Source organism: Actinoplanes oryzae (assembly GCF_030757795.1).
Taxonomy (GTDB): domain Bacteria; phylum Actinomycetota; class Actinomycetes; order Mycobacteriales; family Micromonosporaceae; genus Actinoplanes.
The window spans coordinates 13240-29914 of record NZ_JAUQWH010000036.1 but is presented as its reverse complement, the minus strand read 5'-3'; the positions used below and the strand labels follow the sequence as shown (position 1 = coordinate 29914).

The following is a 16675-nucleotide window of genomic DNA, read 5'->3' as shown; positions in this document are numbered from 1 at the left end:
GGCGCGGCCGCTCCCGATGGCTCGACCGGAGTACACACACGATGACCAGCACCGACCCGCCCACCACGCCGGCCGATCCGACACCGCCGGGGGGCGAGGTGCGGGACGTCGTGCCCCTCGCCCAGGCGGTCCGGGCGTGGTTCGTCATCTCGTTGCAGACCTTCGGCGGCCCGGCCGGGCAGATCGCCGTCATGCAACACCACCTCGTCGACGAGCGCCGCTGGATCGGGCAGCAGCGGTTCCTGCACGCGTTGAACTACTGCATGCTGCTGCCCGGCCCGGAGGCCCAGCAGCTGGCCATCTATGTGGGATGGCTGCTCAACGGGCTGCGCGGGGGCCTGATCGCGGGCACCCTGTTCGTCCTGCCCGGCGTGGTCGCGCTGCTCGCGCTGTCCGCGGTGTACGTCGGGTTCGGGGACACCACCGTCGTGACGGCGCTGTTCGCGGGGCTCGCACCGGCGGTGGTCGCCATCGTGGCCCAGGCGGTGTGGCGCGTCGGCAGCCGGGCGCTGACCAACCGCGTGCTCGTCGGCTTCGCCGTTGCCGCCTTCCTCGCACTGGCGGTGTTCGGGGTGCCGTTCCCCATCGTGGTCGCCGCGGCGGGTGTGGCCGGGTGGGCGTTGCACCGCCGCCGTCCGGCCCTGGTCACCGCCGGTGGTGGCCAGGGCGGCGCCAAGGACGGCCCGCAACCGTTGATCGCCGACGACGCCTTGCACCACGACCGGCCGAGCGCCCGGCGCGGGCTGACCATTCTCGCCGTCGGGCTGGTCGCCTGGTTCACGCCGGTCGCCGTCGTGGCCGCGCTGACCGGCGCCGGCAGCCTCTACACCCAGCAGGGTCTGTTCTTCTCCGGCACCGCCGTGGTGACCTTCGGCGGCGCCTACGCCGTCCTCGCCTTCGTCGCCCAGCGCGCGGTCGAGCACTACGGCTGGCTGTCCGCCGGCGACATGGTGCGCGGCCTCGCCCTGGCCGAGACGACCCCCGGACCGCTGATCATGGTGGTGCAGTTCGTCGCGTTCCTGGGCGCCTACCACCACCCCGGCCCGCTCGGTCCCTGGACCGCCGGCGTCGTCGCGTCCCTGCTCACCACCTGGGTGACGTTCGTGCCGTGCTTCCTGTTCATCCTGCTCGGCGCCCCCTACGTCGAGCGGCTCCGCGGCAACCACGCCCTCTCGGCGGCGCTGACCGGGATCACCGCCGCCGTGGTGGGCGTCATTGCCGACCTCGGGCTCTACTTCGCCGTGCACACCCTGTTCACCGGAGTCCGCGAGGTCACCGCCGGGCCGCTGCACCTGCTCGTGCCCGCCCTCGCCACCATCCGCCCGGTGCCCGTGGTCATCGCCGTCGTCGCCGCCGTGCTGATCTTCCGGCGCACCTGGCCGGTGTTGCGCGTCCTCGGGATCAGCGCCGCTCTCGGCCTGATCGCCGGCCTCGCCCACCTCCCCGGGGTCTGAGCCCCGCTCCGGGAGGCCGGCCGCCGCGCCGGCCGGGAGAGGCGATCAGAACGCGTAGCGGATGCGCAGGTACGGGGTGAGGCGCTCGATGAGTCCGGTCAGCTGGGCGACGTAGGCGCCCTTCTCGCCGGTGCGGTAGCGGACGTTCCAGGCGCCGTTCTCGGAGCGCTTGCCCTGCTGGAGGTCCGGTCGCCAGAGGACCTCCTCGGCCTTGGGGTGCCAGCCGAGGTTGACCTGGTGCAGGTCGCGGTTGTGGGTCAGGAAGATGATCTCCGCCGCGAGCTGCTGCCTGGCGGCCGGGCCGATGCCCGCGTCGAGCTGCTCCAGCAGGGTGGCCCAGTCCTCGAGCCAGCCGTCGCGGACCACGACGGGGGAGAAGTTGACGTGCACCTCGTAGCCGGCCGCCACGAAGTCGTCGATCGCGGCGATGCGCTCGGGGATTCCGGACGTGCGGATGTCGAGCAACTTGGCGTCCTGCTGGGGCATCAGCGAGAACCTGATCCGGGTACGCCCGCCCGGGTCCCACGACAGCAGCTCCCGGTTGACGTGCTTCGTGGCGAAGCTGGCCTTGGCGTTGCCGATCCAGCGGAAGGTCTCGACGAGGTCGCGGACGTTGTCGCTGACCCGGGCGTCCAGCGAGCAGTCGGAGTTCTCGCCGATGTCGTAGACCCAGTCGACGGGGTCGCACTCGTTGGGCGCGGGCTTGACCCCCTGGCGGGCGGCGTGGCGTTGCACGTACCCGGTGATCTTGTCGATGTTGGCGAAGACCGTGATCGGGTTGCTGTAGCCCTTGCGCCGCGGCACGTAGCAGTAGGCGCACGCCATGGCGCAGCCGTTCGCCGTCGACGGGGCGATGAAGTCGGCCGAGCGGCCGTTCGGGCGGGCGGTGAGCGACTTCTTCACGCCGAGGACGAGGGCTTCCTGCTTGATGCGCACCCAGCGGCGGACGTTCGTCTCGTCGCCGTACAGCTCGGGGATGCGGTCGTGGCGCTCGATCTCGACGATCGTGGCGTCCGGCCAGCGCGCCAGGATCTCCTTGCCGCGCGGCAGCGCGGCCGCGGCGGGCTCGGCGTAGATGCGGCGGATGTCGAGGAGGTCGCTCACGAGTGGATCAACGCCGGTTCGCGGGTCTCGACGCGGGCGGCGGTCTCGCGGGCCCGCGCCGACGTGGTGACCAGGGCCAGGGTGAGCACGGCCAGCCCGCAGCCGAACATGATCCACCAGCCGGTGTGCGACGCCCGCGCGAAGCCGGCCGCCGTCGAGCCGTCGAGGCCGGAGACGACGGCGGCGCCGATGACCGCGACACCGATCGCGCTGCCCGTCTGGCGGCTGGTGGAGGTGATCGCCGCGGCGACGCCCGCCCGGCTGCGCGGCATGCCCGAGACCGCGGTGTTGGTGATCGGGGCGTTGACCATGCCGTACCCGAACCCGAAGACCAGGTACGCCGTCAGCAGCAGCCACACCGGCGTCGTGGTGGTGAGCTGGGTGAGCGGCAGCATTGCGACGGACATCGCCGAGCCGGCCAGGATCAGCGGCAGCCGGGGGCCCCGGGCGCCGACGATGCGGCCCGCGAGCGGGGCGGTGACCGCGGTGGTCAGGGCCATCGGCAGGGTCCAGAGGCCGGCGTGCAGCGGGGAGAGGCCGCGGACGTCCTGCAGGTAGATCGCGTTGAGGAACAGGAAGCCGCCGAGGCTGCCGAACGCGCAGATCGCGATCAGGCTGGCGCCGCTGAACGGCAGGCTGCGGAAGACCTGGAGGTCCAGCAGGGGCTGCGGGCGCCTGTTCTCGTACGGGATCAGCACTGCCAGGGCGATCGCGGCGGCGGCGAAGCAGGCGAGGATGCCGGGGTGGGACCAGCCCAGGTTCGGTCCCTCGATGATGCCGAAGGTCACCGTGGCGAGCAGGGTCAGCACGAGCAGCTGGCCGACCGGGTCCGCGGCGCGGGCGTGCGGCGCCCGTGACTCGGGCACGAACAGCGCGCACAGCACGATCGCCGCCATCGCCACGGGCACGTTGATCCAGAAGATCGAGCGCCAGCCGAACGAGCCGACCAGGGCGCCGCCGAGAATCGGGCCCAGGGCCATGCTGAGCCCGACGACGCTGCCCCAGATGCCGATGGCCCGGGCGCGCTCGCGGGGCTCGGTGATCGTGTTGGTGATGATGGACAGGGCGACCGGGTTGAGCATCGAGCCGCCGATGGCCTGCACCGCCCGGAAGGCGATCAGCCAGCCCAGGCTCGGCGCGACGCTGCACAGCAGCGACCCGATGCCGAAGAGCGCCAGCCCCGTCTGGAAGACCCGGCGCCGGCCGATCCGGTCGGCGGTCGAGCCGCCGAGCACCAGCAGGCTGGCCAGCACCAGGGTGTACGCGTCGACCACCCACTGCAGCCCGGACACCGACGAGCCGAACTCGGTGCGCAGCGAGGGGAGCGCGAGGTTCACGATCGTCACGTCCAGCCCGACGATGAACAGGCTGATGCAACAGATCGCGAGGATCAGATTGTTTCGGCGCACTGTGCATTTGTACCCTCCGTGACGCTGCATAATGCAGCGTTCGCCGGGGTAGCACTCGTCACATGAGCATGATCGATACGCCGACGGTGCGGACCAATGTGCCCGCGCGTCTCGACCGCCTGCCGTGGTCCCGCTGGCACTGGATGATCGTCATCGGCCTGGGGACCGTCTGGATCCTGGACGGGCTCGAGGTCACCATCGTGGGCAACCTCTCCGGCCGCCTGTCCGAGCCCGGCAGCGGGCTGGACATCACCCAGAGTCAGGTCAGCGGCCTCGGCGCCGCGATCTACGTCCTCGGCTCCTGCTTCGGGGCGCTCTTCTTCGGCTGGCTCACCGACCGCTTCGGCCGCAAGAAGCTGTTCATGCTCACGCTGGGCGTCTACCTCGTCGGGACGGCGGCGACGGCGTTCAGCTTCGACGTCTGGTGGTTCTTCCTGTTCCGCTTCGTCACCGGCGCGGGCATCGGCGGCGAGTACGCGGCCATCAACTCCGCCATCGACGAGCTCATCCCCGCCCGCCACCGCGGCCGCGTCGACCTGGTGATCAACGGGACGTACTGGGCGGGCGCCGCGTTCGGGGCGCTGCTCACCGTCCCCGTCCTCACCGCCCTGCCGGTCAGCTGGGGCTGGCGTGTCGCCTTCGGCCTCGGCGTCGTCCTCGGCCTGGTGATCCTGCTGGTCCGCCGGCACGTGCCGGAGAGCCCGCGCTGGCTGTTCATCCACGGCCGGGGCCAGGAGGCGGAGTCGCTGGTCCAGGACGTGGAGACCGAGGTCGGCGGCCGGCTGGCGCCGGCGGAGGAGTACATCGAGATCCGCCAGCGGCGCACGATCGGGTTCGGGCAGATCGCCAGGACGCTGGTGCGGCACTACCCCAAGCGGGCCGGGCTGGGCCTGGCGCTCTTCGTCGGCCAGGCGTTCCTCTACAACGCGGTCACCTTCGGGTACGCCCAGATCCTCCAGACGTTCTTCGACGTCCCGTCCGGGAGCACCGGCTACTACTTCGCCGTGATCGCCGTCGGGAACCTGCTCGGCCCGGTGCTGCTCGGCGGCCTCTTCGACTCGATCGGCCGCAAGATCATGATCACCGGCACGTACGTGCTCTCCGGCGTCCTGCTGCTCGGCACGGCCTGGCTGTTCGCGGCCGGCGTGCTGACCGCGGTCACCATGACGGCGTGCTGGTGCGTGGTGCTGTTCTTCGCGTCGGCGGGGGCCAGCTCGGCGTACCTGACGGTCAGCGAGATCTTCCCGATGGAGACCCGCGCCCTGGCGATCGCCTTCTTCTACGCCGTCGGCACGGCCGTCGGCGGCGTCACCGGCCCCCTGCTCTTCGCCGACCTGGTGGGCACCGGCAAGGTCGGCGACACGGTTCTCGCCTTCGTCATCGGCGCGGTCCTGATGATCGCCGCGGGCCTGGTCGAGGCCGTCCTGGGCGTCAAGGCCGAACGTCAGAGCCTCGAAAGCCTCGCCAAGCCCCTCACCGCCGCCTAGGTCCGGCCGGCCGAGCGTCGCGCGGGAACGGTGATGTCACGGTCCCGCCGCCGCGGCAACCCCGTCCCCGCCGGGCCATCGTGCCCGGCGCATCGGCCCGGTCGAGGGTCCCGGCGGCCCGCGGGAAAGGCGCGCTTCATACCCGCTGTAGTGCAGAAATAACGGCCCGTCAGTGTCCGATATGAGCCATGATCAGCTGTTTGTCAGGCGTACCGGTCGGCAATGTCCCTGGGTGTACCGCAGCAACCCCCTCGGAAAGGGCAAGCCATGGTGAACCGTACCGACATCTCCCAGCTCTACGGCCGCGACGTCTACGGCCGGGACGGCGACAAGATCGGCTCCGTGGACGACGTCTACCTGGAGGCCCGCACCGGCGAGCCGGAGTGGCTGGCCGTCAAGACCGGCCTGTTCGGGCTGAAGCAGTCGTTCGTGCCGCTGCGGGGAGCCGACATCAGCGCGGACCGGGTGCAGGTGCCGTTCGCCAAGGATCAGGTCAAGGACGCCCCGCGGATCGACCCGGACGGGCAGCTGTCGCACCAGGAGGAGGACGACCTCTACCGCCACTACGGGTTCAGCTCGACCGGCGGCGAGGTCACCGGCGGCGAGGGCGGCCGCCACGCCCGTACGGACTCGGACTACGAGGTCACGGACCGCGGCGAGGGCCGCGGAGTCAAGGAGCGCATCAAGGACGCCGTGACCGACCGCGACCGCGGTGACCGGGATCGCGACTACAGCGACCGGGACCGCGACTACAGCGACCGGAACTTCGGCGACCGGGACCGGGACGACACGGTCACGGGACGCGGGACGACCGGGGGCGACGCGATGACCCGGTCCGAGGAGCGCCTGGTCGCCGGCACGCAGACCGAGGAGGCGGGCAAGGCGCGCCTGCGCAAGTACGTGGTGACCGAGCAGGAGCGGGTCACCGTCCCCGTCCAGCGTGAGGAGGTACGCCTCGAGCGCGAGCCGATCACCGACGCCAACCGCGACGCGGCGCTGTCCGGGCCCGCCATCAAGGAGAGCGAGCACGAGGTGACCCTGCGCGCCGAGCGCCCGGTCGTCGACACGGAGGCCGTGCCGGTGGAGCGGGTGCGGCTCGGCAAGGAGACCGTCCGCGACGAGGAGCACGTCGAGGGCGAGGTCCGCAAGGAGCGCATCGACTTCGACGGCCCCGACGACCGTCGTTGATCTTCTGAAGGTCTTGGATCACGCAGCATGAAGGCCTCGGCGGGCTGCTCTGGAGCGCCAGCTCCTCGGCCCGCCGTGGCCGGCCTCGGCGGGAGCGACGATCCGTACCCCCCACTCAGCTACGACATGCGTCTTTTGCTTGTGATTTTGATCCGGCCCGTCGAACTGTGCGGGACGACCCGGTTACTGGTGTGATTGAGCGATGAAAATCTGGCCGGGGAACCCCTACCCGCTCGGCGCGACGTACGACGGCGGCGGGACGAATTTCGCATTGTTCTCCGAGGTCGCGGAGCGGGTCGAGCTGTGCCTGTTCGACGACGACGGCAAGGAGACGCGCATCGATCTGCCCGAGCGTGAGGCGCTCGTGTGGCACGGCTATCTGCCGCGGATCGTGCCCGGCCAGAGATACGGCTATCGCGTGCACGGCCCGTACGATCCGTCGCGCGGCCTGCGCTGCAATCCCAGCAAGCTGCTCCTGGACCCCTACGCCAAGGCGATCGAGGGGCACAACGACTGGACCAACGCGCTCTTCTCCTACGAGTTCGGCAATCCCGGGCAGCGCAACGACGCCGACTCCGCGCCGTACGCGATGAAGTCCGTCGTCGTGAACCCGTGGTTCGACTGGGGCAACGACCGCCCGCTGCGCATCCCCATGTGGGAGACGGTCATCTACGAGGCGCACGTCAAGGGCATGACCCAGCGGCACCCGGACGTGCCCGACGATGTGCGCGGCACCTATTCCGGGCTCGCCCACCCGAAGATGATCGAGCACTTCAAGAAGCTCGGCGTCACCGCCGTCGAGCTGATGCCGGTGCACCAGTTCGTGCACGACAGCACGCTGATCGACAAGGGCCTGACGAACTACTGGGGCTACAACACGATCGGCTTCTTCGCCCCGCACAACGACTATTCCTCGTTCGGCGGGCGCGGCGGGCAGGTGCAGGAATTCAAGTCGATGGTCAAGGCCCTGCACGCGGCCGGCATCGAGGTCATCCTCGACGTGGTCTACAACCACACCGCCGAGGGCAACCACCTCGGCCCGACGCTGTCGTTCAAGGGCATCGACAATCCGGCGTACTACCGGCTGGTCGACGAGGACAAGCAGTTCTACTACGACACCACCGGCACCGGCAACAGCCTGAACGTGCGCCACCACGAGTCGCTGCGCCTCATCATGGACTCGCTGCGCTACTGGGTGACCGAGATGCACGTCGACGGTTTCCGCTTCGACCTGGCGTCGGCGCTGGCCCGCGAGTTCCACGAGGTCAACCGGCTCGCGGCGTTCTTCGACCTGGTCAACCAGGACCCGGTGGTCTCGCAGGTCAAGCTCATCGCCGAGCCCTGGGACGTCGGCGACGGCGGCTACCAGGTCGGCGGCTTCCCGCCCCTGTGGACCGAGTGGAACGGCAAGTACCGCGACAGCGTCCGCGACTTCTGGCGCGGCGAGCCCGCCAGCCTGGGCGAGTTCGCGTCGCGCTTCACCGGCTCGTCCGACCTCTACGAGATCGACGGCCGCCGCCCCATCGCCTCGATCAACTTCGTCACCGCGCACGACGGCTTCACCCTCGCCGACCTGGTCTCCTACAACGAGAAGCACAACGAGGCCAACGGCGAGGACAACCGCGACGGCGAGAGCCACAACCGGTCCTGGAACAGCGGCGCCGAGGGCCCGACCGACGACGCGGAGATCAACAAGCTCCGCGCCCGCCAGCAGCGCAACTTCCTGGCCACGCTGCTGCTCTCGCAGGGCGTCCCGATGGTCGCCCACGGCGACGAGTTGGGCCGCACCCAGCAGGGCAACAACAACGTGTACGCCCAGGACAACGAGCTCAGCTGGGTCGACTGGGAGGACGCGCGCCACCACGACGTGCTGACCCGCTTCACCCGCAGCCTGACCGAGCTGCGCCACCAGCACCCGATCTTCCGCCGCCGGCGCTTCTTCACCGGCGAGCCCGCGGGCGACTCGAAGGTCCCGGACATCGCCTGGCTGCGCCGCGATGCCGAGCCCATGACGCCCGACGACTGGAACCAGCAGTCGGGCATGACCATGACCGTCTTCCTCAACGGCGCGGGCATCCCCGAGACGGACGCCCTCGGCGAGGCCATCGCGGACGACTCGTTCCTCGTGCTCTTCAACCCGCTCGGCGAGCAGGTCACCTTCACCCTGCCCCCGAAGGAGTACGGCACCGCGTGGGAGCGGGTCATCGACACCGCCGACCCGCTGCTGGCCAGCCGCAAGCGCAGCCTCAAGGCGGGCACCCCCTTCGAGGTGGGCGGCCACACCATGGTCGTCCTGAAGTGCCGCTATCACGCCTGATCGCCGGGCCGGACCAGGCCGGCGTCGTACGCCACGACGACGGCCTGGACGCGGTCGCGCAGGCCGAGCTTCGTGAGGATCGCCGAGAGGTGGGTCTTCACGGTGGCGCGGCTCAGGTGGAGCTCGGCGGCGATCTCGTCGTTGGACAGTGCCCGCGCGACCAGGGTCAGCACCTCGCGTTCGCGGTCGCTGAGGACGTCGAGCCGCGGTGAGCGGCCGAGCGGGGGCGTGGCGGCGAAGCGGTCCAGCAGGCGGCGGGTCACCGTCGGGGCGAGCAGGGCGTCGCCGTGGGCCACGAGGCGGATGGCGCGGGCCAGCTCGTCGGGGCGGATGTCCTTGAGCAGGAAGCCGCTCGCGCCCGCGCGCAGCGCCGCGACCACCGGCTCGTCCAGGTCGAAGGTGGTCAGCATGATGATCCGGGCGGGGTTGCGCTCGGCGGCCAGCCGCCGGGCCGCCTCGACCCCGTCCACCCCCGGCATCCGTACGTCCATCAGCACCACGTCCGGCCGGTGCTCGCGCGCCAGGGCGACCGCCTCCGCCCCGTCCGCCGCCTCGGCGACCACCTCGAGATCGTCGCGGCCGTCCACGATGAGCGCGAAGCCGGCCCGCACGAGCTCCTGATCGTCCGCGACGAGCACCCGGATCGTCACGCCGCCGCCTCCAGGGGGAGGTCGGCGCGCACCAGGAAGCCGCCCGTGGCGGTGGGCCCGGCGTCGAACGTGCCGCCGAGCAGCCGCGCCCGCTCCCGCATCCCGATCAGCCCGTGCCGGCTGCCCGCGACCCGGCCCTGGACCCGGGCGGGCCCGTCGTCGCTGACCTCCACGCTGACCGCCGCGCCGGTGCAGCTGACCGTCACGCGCGCCCGGGTGGCCTGGCTGTGGCGCAGGGTGTTGGTCAACGACTCCTGCACGATCCGGTACGCCGACAGGTCCACGGCCGGCGGCAGCCGCACCGGCTCGGCGCGCAGGTCCACCCGCAGCCCCGTGGTGCCCAGCGAGGCCGCCAGCTCGGGCAGCTGCGCGAGGCCGGGCTGCGGTCCGGTGCCCTCGGACTCGTCGGACAACGTCTGCAGCAGCACGCGCAGCTCCTGCAGGGTGCCCCGGGCGGCCGTACCGATGGTGGTCAAGGCCTTGCGCGCGTGCTCCGGGCGGCGGTCGAAGACGTCCTCCGCGGCCTGCGCCTGCACCACGATCACCGAGATCGTGTGGGCCAGCACGTCGTGCAGCTCCCGGGCGATGCGGGTGCGCTCCTGCGCGAGGATGCGCTGCCGTTCCTCCTGCCGGCGCAGGTCGCGGGTGCGGGCCAGCTCGCCCAGCGTCCAGCCGAGGGCGGGCCCGGCCGCGGCCAGCAGCGTCTCGGTGAGCCCGTCGCCGGTCAGCAGCTCCAGCACGGCGCTGCCCGACAGCAGCGCCAGGACCCACAGCGAGCGCCGGGGCGGGCGCAGCCGCGCGTAACAGGCCAGCACCGCCGACGCCTGCCCCAGCCAGCCGATGCCGGGACTGAGCACCTCGAGGCCGGCGCCCGCCGCGACCGCCACCGCCATCGCCGCCTCCGGCCGGCGCCGCATCAGGACGACGGACCCGGCCTGCACGCCCGCCAGCGCGATCGCCGCGCCGAACCCGAGCGGCCCCCGTGGCCCCTCCGGCGTCACGATGACGAGCAGCGTCAGCACGAGGAACAGCGCCCCCGCGACGCCGATGTCGATCTGCCGTAGCCGGCTCCCCGCTGTCATGACCTGAGCGTAGGGAGCCGTGCCGCCGCGGGCATCGGTCCCAGGACTGAGCTGTTCGTGGGTCCGGGGGATGATGGGTCCATGAGCGATCTCAGCCGCTTCCACGAGGCCCAGCAGGACGTCTACGACCGCGCGCTCGACGAGCTGCGCGCCGGCCGCAAGCGTACGCACTGGATGTGGTTCGTGTTCCCGCAGATCGCCGGTCTCGGCTTCAGCGCGACCGCCCAGCGCTACGCGATCCGCGACCTCGCCGAGGCCCGGGACTATCTGGCCGACCCGGTCCTCGGCCCGCGCCTCGCCGAGTGCGCCCGCGCCCTGCTCGGCGTGTCCGGCCGCACCGCCCACGACATCCTGGGCACGCCCGACGACCTCAAGCTCCGCTCGTCCATGACCCTGTTCGCGGCCGCCGCCGACGACCCGGCGCTCTTCGAGTCGGTCCTGGAGCGCTACTACGACGGCGAGCCCGATTCCGCGACACTCGAACGCGTCCGAGGCGCCGGGACGCCCAGGCACTAAGGTGTGGCGCCATGACGCGCATCCTGCTGGTGCCGGGCAGCACTCGCGACGAGTCCCTGCACACCGCCGCCCTGCGCACGGCGGCCCGGTTCGCCCCCGAGGGCATCTCCGCCACGCTCTACACCGGCCTGCGTGACCTGCCGGCCTTCGTGCCGGGGGAGCAGCGGCCGCCCGCCTCCGTCGCCGGCCTGCGCGAGCAGATCCACGAGGCGGATGCGGTGCTGTTCAGCACGCCCGAGTTCGCGGGCTCGCTGCCGGGCAGCCTCAAGAACCTGCTCGACTGGCTCGTGGACGGCGGCGACCTGCAGGCGAAGCCGGTCGCGTGGCTGTCGGTCGCCCCGGCCGGCCAGGACGAGGGCGCCCGCGAGACGCTGGAGACCGTCCTCGGGCACGCGGGCGCCCGGCTGCTGCGCGCGGCGTGCATCCGGCTGCCGCTGACCCAGGCGGCGGTCGACCTCGGCGGCATGATCACCGATCCCCAGCTGCACCAGGCGCTGCAGGACATGGTGCACGCCCTGGTCCGCGTCCTCACCATGGGCGACGGCACCCCGCAGCCCTCCTGGGCGGCCGTCTCCAGCGTCTACCCGACGATCAACCCGCAGTCGGCGCCGCGCTCGCACGCCTACCCCGCGGCCGGCCGGCACCCCGGCGGCCCGCGCGCGCAACCGCCCGGTCCGCAGGGCCCGGCCGTCCGCCGCCCGTGGGGCCCGCCCCGCTTCCCCGGCGACGGCGGACCCTGGGGCAGCTGAGACCCGGCGTCGGCCGCCGGGCCGACGCGCCCGGTCGGCGGGCACCGCGCCCTGGCAGCGGGCGACGCGCTCAGTCGGCGGGCGACGCGCCCGGGCGGCGGGCGACGCGCCCGGGCGGGTGGCCGGCCCGATCCGCGGGCGGCGCGCCCGCGGTCGGCGACCCGCCCGGCAAGGGCGTGACGCAGCTCTCAGCCGACGAGGTTGAAGTTTCAAGTCAAGAGGCCGATCGTTGCAGGCATGACGCTGCGTTCCGACCGCGACCTCCTGCAGGCCGCCGTCGACCTGTCGAGGCTGTCCCCGCCCGCGCCCACCCACTACGCCGTCGGTGCCGTCGTCGCCGACGCGGCCGGCGGCATCCTGGCCACCGGCTACACCGGCGAGGCCGAGCACTTCCACGCCGAGGAAGCGGCGCTGGCCAAGCTCGCCGGCCCGGCCGTCACCCTCTACACCTCCCTGGAGCCGTGCACCTTCCGCCGCTCCCGCCCGCGGCCGTGCACGGACCTGATCCTCGCCGCCGGCATCCGCCGCGTCGTCCTCGCCCTGCGCGAGCCGCTGCTCTTCGCCGACTGCCACGGCGTGGAGTCGCTGCGCGCGGCCGGCGTCGAGGTCGTGGAGCTGCCCGAGCTGGCCCCGGCCGTCCGCAAGATCAACGCCCACCTGCTGGCGGCGCCGGCTCTCTGAAGTCGCGGATCTCCGGCATGTGGCGCTCGGCCCACTCGCGCAGGGCCGCCAGGGGCTCGTCGAGCGAGCGGCCCAGCGGGGTCAGGGCATAGCAGACGCGCGGCGGGACGGACGGCTCGACCCGGCGGGGAGCCGGCGGGTGACCGCGATCGGGGCGCGGCCGGTCGGGAACATCCTGCACCGCCAGCTGCAGCCGCATGTCGCGGATCTGCGCGGGCTCCTCATCCCCGAATGCGGGCACATCGTTCCGCTGGACCGGCCGGACGCGCTGCTCGGGTTGTTGTGAGGCATAACGCCGCCGGGGCGCGGGGAGCGCGGCGAGACTGACGGCATGTCGCTGTCCCTGCTGCTCGCCCTGGTCCTGGCGGGATCCCCGTGGCCGTTGCCCGGACACGATCCCGCGAACACCGGATGGAACCCCACGGCGCCGGCCGTCACCGCACTGCGCCACCAGTGGACGATCCCGGCGCCCGTCGGTGTCGCCGAGTGCGCCGCGCCGCCCGTCCCGCCCGTGGTCGCCGGGGGCCGGCTGTTCCTGCTGGACCGCTCGACGAACGGCGTCGCCGCCCACGACGCCGCCACCGGGGCGCGGCTGTGGACGTGGCAGGGCACCTACTACTTCCGGGCCGCCCGGCTCGCGGTCGCCGGCGACCTGCTGATCGTGGTCGAGGAGCCGTGCCACCTGTCCGACGAGGACACCCGGGTCGCCGCCCTCGACGTGGCCACCGGTGCGCTGCGGTGGCAGCGGTACGGCTCGTGGCGTACGCCCGGCATCGTCCTCGACCGCGGCATCCTGGTCACCGGCGGCAACTGTCCCGGCTGCATCTCCGACATCGCCTACCGGATGCACGGCGTGCGCGTGGCCGACGGCACGACGGCGTGGGAGTCCGCGTGGCAGGACATCGCCGGACCGGTCTCCGCGAACGGCCGGATCCTCGTGACGGCGGCCGGACGGGATCCGTTCCCGGGCGTACCGGCTCCGAAATGGACCCTCCTGGACATCCGCACCGGCAAACGGATCTGGCACACGCGGATCCCGACGGCCGGCGTGCGGGCGGCGGATCCCGGCGGGGAGCGGCTCTACCTCGCCGAGGCCCACGGGATGCGCGTCGTCGCGGCCGCCACCGGCAGGCGCCTCTGGGCGACGGGCGTGGGACGCGCCGGCGGGGTGGCCGTGGACGACCGGCGCGTCTACGTCAGCTTCCCCGGCCAGGTCCGTGCCTACGACGCCGGGACCGGCCGCTTCCGCTGGGCGCGGGCCATGACGGCGCCGGGCCGTCCGGTGCGGGCCGGATCCGTCCTGTACGTCCCCACCGGCGCGACGATGGCCATCCTGGATCCCGCCTCGGGGTCGACCGTGGCGCTCTCGGCACCGTTCCGTCCCGTGACCGGGCCGCCCGTCGTGGCGGACGGACGGCTCTACCTCACCGACGGCGCCACGGTCCGCGCCTACGCGTGATCTTTCCCCCGGCCGGTACGCTCGGGGGCGATGCGAACCAAGCAGCAGCTCACCGAGGCCATCCACCGCGACCGGCGGGCCGCGCTCGTCGTCAACGCCCACTCGCGGCGCGGGCGGCAGTTCTACGACCAGGCCCGGCAGCGGCTGCTCGCGGCGGGTTTCGAGCTGCTCGGCGATCATCCGCTGGAGCGGCCCAGGGAGCTCGAGCGCACCATCGACGCCGCGCTCGCCACCGGCGCCGACCTGCTCGTCGCGGGCGGCGGGGACGGCACGATCAGCACCGCCGGGCGGATGCTCGCCCACCGCGACGTCGCCCTCGGGCTGCTGCCGCTGGGGACGACCAACAACTTCGCGCGTACGGTCGGCGTGCCCCTGGACCTCGACGAGGCGATCACCACGCTCACCCACGGCGCGGTGGTGGACGTGGACCTGGGTGTCGCCGGGGACGAGCTGTTCACCAACCACGTCGGCATCGGGCTGTCCGCCGAGATCATGGTCGCCGCCCCGCCGCGGCTCAAGCGCGTCGTGGGGCGCCTCGCCTACCCGGCCACCGCGCTGGCCCTGCTCGCCCGGCACCGCCCGATGCGCGCGACCGTGCGGGCCGACGGGCGCGAGAACGTCTACGACACCCACCAGCTGTACGTGGCCAACGGCGGCTTCCACGCCGGGCGCCCCATCACCGCGGACGCCGGGGCGGACGATCGGCTGCTGGTGGCGTACCCGGTGGGCGGCCCGACCCGCGGCGGCCTGCTCCGCGAGACGGCGCGCAACGCGGCGACCGGCCATCGCCGCACCCTGCGCACCGACCCGTTCCTGGCCACGGGCGAGGTGTGGCTGGAGACCGACCGGCCCGCGCGCGTCGAGGTCGACGGCGAGCCGCGCGGGCACACCCCGATCCGCATCGGCCTGGCCGCCAACGCCCTGCGCGTGATGGCCCCGCCCGGCACGCCCGACCACTGACTGCGCGCGCCGTACCGCTGAGCCCGCGCCGTCGCGCCGTAGCGCCGAGCCCGCGCGCTTGGTGCCGAGCCCGCGCGCCTGGCGCTGATCGCTGAGCCGGCGCTGACCACCGGGCCTGCGTGCCTCGCGCGCGATCGACCACCGAGCCCGAGGGCCGGGCGCGGCCGTCAGGGCAGGACCGCCTGGACGGCCGGGAGCCAGCGGGCCGCGATCTTCACGTTGCCGGCGTCGCCCGGGTGGACGCCGTCGTAGGTGTCCGTGGCGGTGTCGAAGCCGGTCCACTGGTCGACCACGGTGATCGGGGACGCCGCGGTGGTCAGGCCCGCCGCCCACGCCGGTATCGCCGCGTTGAGGGCCGCCACGCGCTGGGCGCACTCCGGGCACGTCGACGGGTTCATCGGGATGATCTGCGCGACGATGATCCTCATGGCCGGGTTCGCGGCGCGCATCTGGCCGACCAGCTTCGTGAACGCGGCGAGAATGGTCGCGGGGGCGATGTTGCTCCACACGTCGTTGGTGCCGAGATGCATGAGGACGACGTCGGGATCCGTGGCGGCCAGCCAGCCGGGCAGCAGGTCCTGGTTGGCGATGTTGGTGGCGAGATAGCCGCCGTGGCCCTCGTTCTCCCCGTCGTACGCGAAGCCGCACCCCTGGCCCGGCAGCGTGCCCACGAAGTCGACCTCGTCGGCCGGCAACTGCTGCCACAGCAGCGCCCGCCAGCAGCCCGGCGAGCCGGTGATCGAGTCGCCCAGCGGCATGATCCGGACGGGCGACCCGGCGGGCGGGGGCGTGGTCGGGCCGGCGCTGCCGGTGCACGTCGTGCCGTTGACCGCGAAGGACGTGGGCGCTGCGCCGGAGCCGGATCCGTTGAAGCCGATCGTGGTCGTGGCGTTGGTGGCGAGGGATCCGTTCCAGGCGGCGTTGCGCACGGTGACGTTCGCGCCGGACTGGGTGTGGACGCCGTTCCAGAGCTGGGTGACGGTCTGCCCGCCCGGGAACGTGAAGGCGAGGGTCCACGAGCTGACCGCGTCGCCGAGGTTGGTGATCGCGACGGAGGCGCCGAAGCCGCCGGGCCATTGGCTGGTCACCTGGTAGTCCACCTTGCACCCGGCGGCGGCGAGGGCGGTGGCGGCCGTGGCGGGGGAGGCGGGCGAGGCGACGGCGACGGCCGCGGCGGTGCAGGCGAGGGCCACGGCGAAGGTCGCGGCCAGGGCACGCCGGCGCGGCGACGCGGCAAGGACCGGTCGGCGCGGGGAGGCGGCGCGGGAGGCGGCGAGGGCAGGCGGGCGCGGGGAGGCGGCGCGGGGCGCGGCGGGAGCGGGCCGACGCGGGGTCGCGGCGCGGGGCGCGGCGGGAGCGGGCGGGCGTGGGGAGGCGGCGCGGGGCGCGGGCGGGGTGGGCCGGCGCGGCGATGCGGGGTCGGCGGCGAAGGGATTCATGGGGTCCTCCCGGGGACGACGGAAGCCGGGGACAGAGCCGCAGCATGCCATGGAAGCGCTCCCAGCGGCACCCGTGCATTGATAACTGCAAATTTCCTGCACATTTCCGCATCTTGACGGCGAGGGTGCCGCCCGGCAGTGTCGGGAGCGCTCCCATGTAATGACAAACGTCAATGTATA

General features: G+C 72.9%; 16 protein-coding genes. 10 read left to right on the top strand and 6 right to left on the bottom strand.

Annotation, left to right across the window (positions count from 1 at the left end):
* Positions 1 to 41: 41 nt before the first annotated feature.
* Positions 42 to 1454 (top strand): chromate efflux transporter, encoded by a 1413-nt coding sequence (gene chrA / locus RBH18_RS14780; protein WP_306207967.1) that lies wholly within the window; start codon positions 42 to 44, stop codon positions 1452 to 1454.
* A gap of 45 nt (positions 1455 to 1499) precedes the next feature.
* Here the strand turns inward: chrA and RBH18_RS14775 are convergent, their stop codons facing one another.
* Positions 1500 to 2558: a spore photoproduct lyase family protein gene (locus RBH18_RS14775; protein ID WP_306207965.1), complete on the bottom strand. Its 1059-nt coding sequence runs from the start codon at positions 2556 to 2558 to the stop codon at positions 1500 to 1502.
* Positions 2555 to 3967, bottom strand: coding sequence for an MFS transporter (locus RBH18_RS14770; RefSeq protein WP_306207963.1), 1413 nt, complete (start codon positions 3965 to 3967; stop codon positions 2555 to 2557). The genes RBH18_RS14775 and RBH18_RS14770 overlap by 4 nt, the downstream gene beginning before the upstream one ends.
* Positions 3968 to 4029: 62 nt before the next feature.
* Between RBH18_RS14770 and RBH18_RS14765 the strand changes: the two genes are divergently transcribed.
* The 3 genes from RBH18_RS14765 to glgX all read left to right on the top strand — a co-directional run bounded on the left by RBH18_RS14765 (position 4030) and on the right by glgX (position 8959).
* Positions 4030 to 5454, top strand: a complete 1425-nt coding sequence (locus tag RBH18_RS14765) for an MFS transporter (protein ID WP_306207961.1) — start codon at positions 4030 to 4032, stop codon at positions 5452 to 5454.
* A gap of 267 nt (positions 5455 to 5721) precedes the next feature.
* Entirely contained in the window at positions 5722 to 6642 is a 921-nt protein-coding gene (locus tag RBH18_RS14760) for a PRC and DUF2382 domain-containing protein (protein WP_306207959.1), read from the top strand.
* A 202-nt stretch (positions 6643 to 6844) separates the two neighbouring features.
* Positions 6845 to 8959 (top strand): glycogen debranching protein GlgX, encoded by a 2115-nt coding sequence (gene glgX / locus RBH18_RS14755; protein WP_306207957.1) that lies wholly within the window; start codon positions 6845 to 6847, stop codon positions 8957 to 8959.
* On the opposite strand, the gene RBH18_RS14750 is transcribed toward glgX, so the two are convergent.
* Together RBH18_RS14750 and RBH18_RS14745 are read right to left on the bottom strand one after the other, a co-directional pair.
* Positions 8950 to 9609, bottom strand: coding sequence for a response regulator (locus RBH18_RS14750; RefSeq protein ID WP_306207955.1), 660 nt, complete (start codon positions 9607 to 9609; stop codon positions 8950 to 8952). The two genes, glgX and RBH18_RS14750, sit on opposite strands and share 10 nt — an antisense overlap.
* Positions 9606 to 10691 (bottom strand): sensor histidine kinase, encoded by a 1086-nt coding sequence (locus RBH18_RS14745; RefSeq protein WP_306207953.1) that lies wholly within the window; start codon positions 10689 to 10691, stop codon positions 9606 to 9608. Before RBH18_RS14745 ends, RBH18_RS14750 begins: the two co-directional genes overlap by 4 nt.
* Positions 10692 to 10772: 81 nt before the next feature.
* Here RBH18_RS14745 and RBH18_RS14740 point away from each other — a divergent pair, with 81 nt between their 5' ends.
* From RBH18_RS14740 to RBH18_RS14730, 3 genes are all read left to right on the top strand, one after another.
* On the top strand, positions 10773 to 11207 hold the full coding sequence (locus RBH18_RS14740; protein ID WP_306207951.1) for a DUF1810 domain-containing protein: 435 nt from the start codon (positions 10773 to 10775) through the stop codon (positions 11205 to 11207).
* An 11-nt stretch (positions 11208 to 11218) separates the two neighbouring features.
* Entirely contained in the window at positions 11219 to 11956 is a 738-nt protein-coding gene (locus RBH18_RS14735) for an NADPH-dependent FMN reductase (protein WP_306207949.1), read from the top strand.
* 237 nt (positions 11957 to 12193) lie between these two features.
* Entirely contained in the window at positions 12194 to 12637 is a 444-nt protein-coding gene (locus tag RBH18_RS14730; protein ID WP_306207947.1) for a dCMP deaminase, read from the top strand.
* On the opposite strand, the gene RBH18_RS14725 is transcribed toward RBH18_RS14730, so the two are convergent.
* Positions 12603 to 12836 (bottom strand): winged helix-turn-helix transcriptional regulator, encoded by a 234-nt coding sequence (locus tag RBH18_RS14725; protein ID WP_306207946.1) that lies wholly within the window; start codon positions 12834 to 12836, stop codon positions 12603 to 12605. The genes RBH18_RS14730 and RBH18_RS14725 overlap by 35 nt on opposite strands.
* Here RBH18_RS14725 and RBH18_RS14720 point away from each other — a divergent pair.
* The 3 genes from RBH18_RS14720 to RBH18_RS14710 are packed head-to-tail and all read left to right on the top strand — an operon-like array spanning position 12777 to position 15056.
* The gene (locus RBH18_RS14720) at positions 12777 to 12923 is read left to right on the top strand and encodes a hypothetical protein (protein WP_306208031.1); all 147 of its coding nucleotides are present in this window, start codon (positions 12777 to 12779) and stop codon (positions 12921 to 12923) included. The genes RBH18_RS14725 and RBH18_RS14720 overlap by 60 nt on opposite strands.
* Positions 12924 to 12968: 45 nt before the next feature.
* Positions 12969 to 14096: an outer membrane protein assembly factor BamB family protein gene (locus tag RBH18_RS14715; protein WP_306207944.1), complete on the top strand. Its 1128-nt coding sequence runs from the start codon at positions 12969 to 12971 to the stop codon at positions 14094 to 14096.
* A 30-nt stretch (positions 14097 to 14126) separates the two neighbouring features.
* Positions 14127 to 15056 carry a diacylglycerol/lipid kinase family protein gene (locus tag RBH18_RS14710; RefSeq protein WP_306207942.1) on the top strand — a complete coding sequence of 310 codons (930 nt, stop codon included), beginning with the start codon at positions 14127 to 14129 and terminating at the stop codon, positions 15054 to 15056.
* Positions 15057 to 15223: 167 nt separating this feature from the next.
* Here the strand turns inward: RBH18_RS14710 and RBH18_RS14705 are convergent, their stop codons facing one another.
* Complete coding sequence (locus RBH18_RS14705; protein ID WP_306207940.1) at positions 15224 to 16495, bottom strand: cellulose binding domain-containing protein; 1272 nt, start codon at positions 16493 to 16495, stop codon at positions 15224 to 15226.
* Positions 16496 to 16675 lie beyond the last annotated feature (180 nt).

What these genes read in the sequence shown, in the direction of transcription:
- RBH18_RS14710 (WP_306207942.1), top strand. Translation starts at nt 14,127, where the DNA reads ATGCGAACCAAGCAGCAGCTCACCGAGGCCATCCACCGCGACCGGCGG.
- RBH18_RS14765 (WP_306207961.1), top strand. Translation starts at nt 4,030, where the DNA reads ATGAGCATGATCGATACGCCGACGGTGCGGACCAATGTGCCCGCGCGT.
- RBH18_RS14705 (WP_306207940.1), bottom strand. Translation starts at nt 16,495, where the DNA reads ATGAATCCCTTCGCCGCCGACCCCGCATCGCCGCGCCGGCCCACCCCG.
- RBH18_RS14740 (WP_306207951.1), top strand. Translation starts at nt 10,773, where the DNA reads ATGAGCGATCTCAGCCGCTTCCACGAGGCCCAGCAGGACGTCTACGAC.
- RBH18_RS14715 (WP_306207944.1), top strand. Translation starts at nt 12,969, where the DNA reads ATGTCGCTGTCCCTGCTGCTCGCCCTGGTCCTGGCGGGATCCCCGTGG.
- chrA (WP_306207967.1), top strand. Translation starts at nt 42, where the DNA reads ATGACCAGCACCGACCCGCCCACCACGCCGGCCGATCCGACACCGCCG.
- glgX (WP_306207957.1), top strand. Translation starts at nt 6,845, where the DNA reads ATGAAAATCTGGCCGGGGAACCCCTACCCGCTCGGCGCGACGTACGAC.
- RBH18_RS14730 (WP_306207947.1), top strand. Translation starts at nt 12,194, where the DNA reads ATGACGCTGCGTTCCGACCGCGACCTCCTGCAGGCCGCCGTCGACCTG.
- RBH18_RS14735 (WP_306207949.1), top strand. Translation starts at nt 11,219, where the DNA reads ATGACGCGCATCCTGCTGGTGCCGGGCAGCACTCGCGACGAGTCCCTG.
- RBH18_RS14745 (WP_306207953.1), bottom strand. Translation starts at nt 10,691, where the DNA reads ATGACAGCGGGGAGCCGGCTACGGCAGATCGACATCGGCGTCGCGGGG.
- RBH18_RS14725 (WP_306207946.1), bottom strand. Translation starts at nt 12,836, where the DNA reads ATGCGGCTGCAGCTGGCGGTGCAGGATGTTCCCGACCGGCCGCGCCCC.
- RBH18_RS14760 (WP_306207959.1), top strand. Translation starts at nt 5,722, where the DNA reads ATGGTGAACCGTACCGACATCTCCCAGCTCTACGGCCGCGACGTCTAC.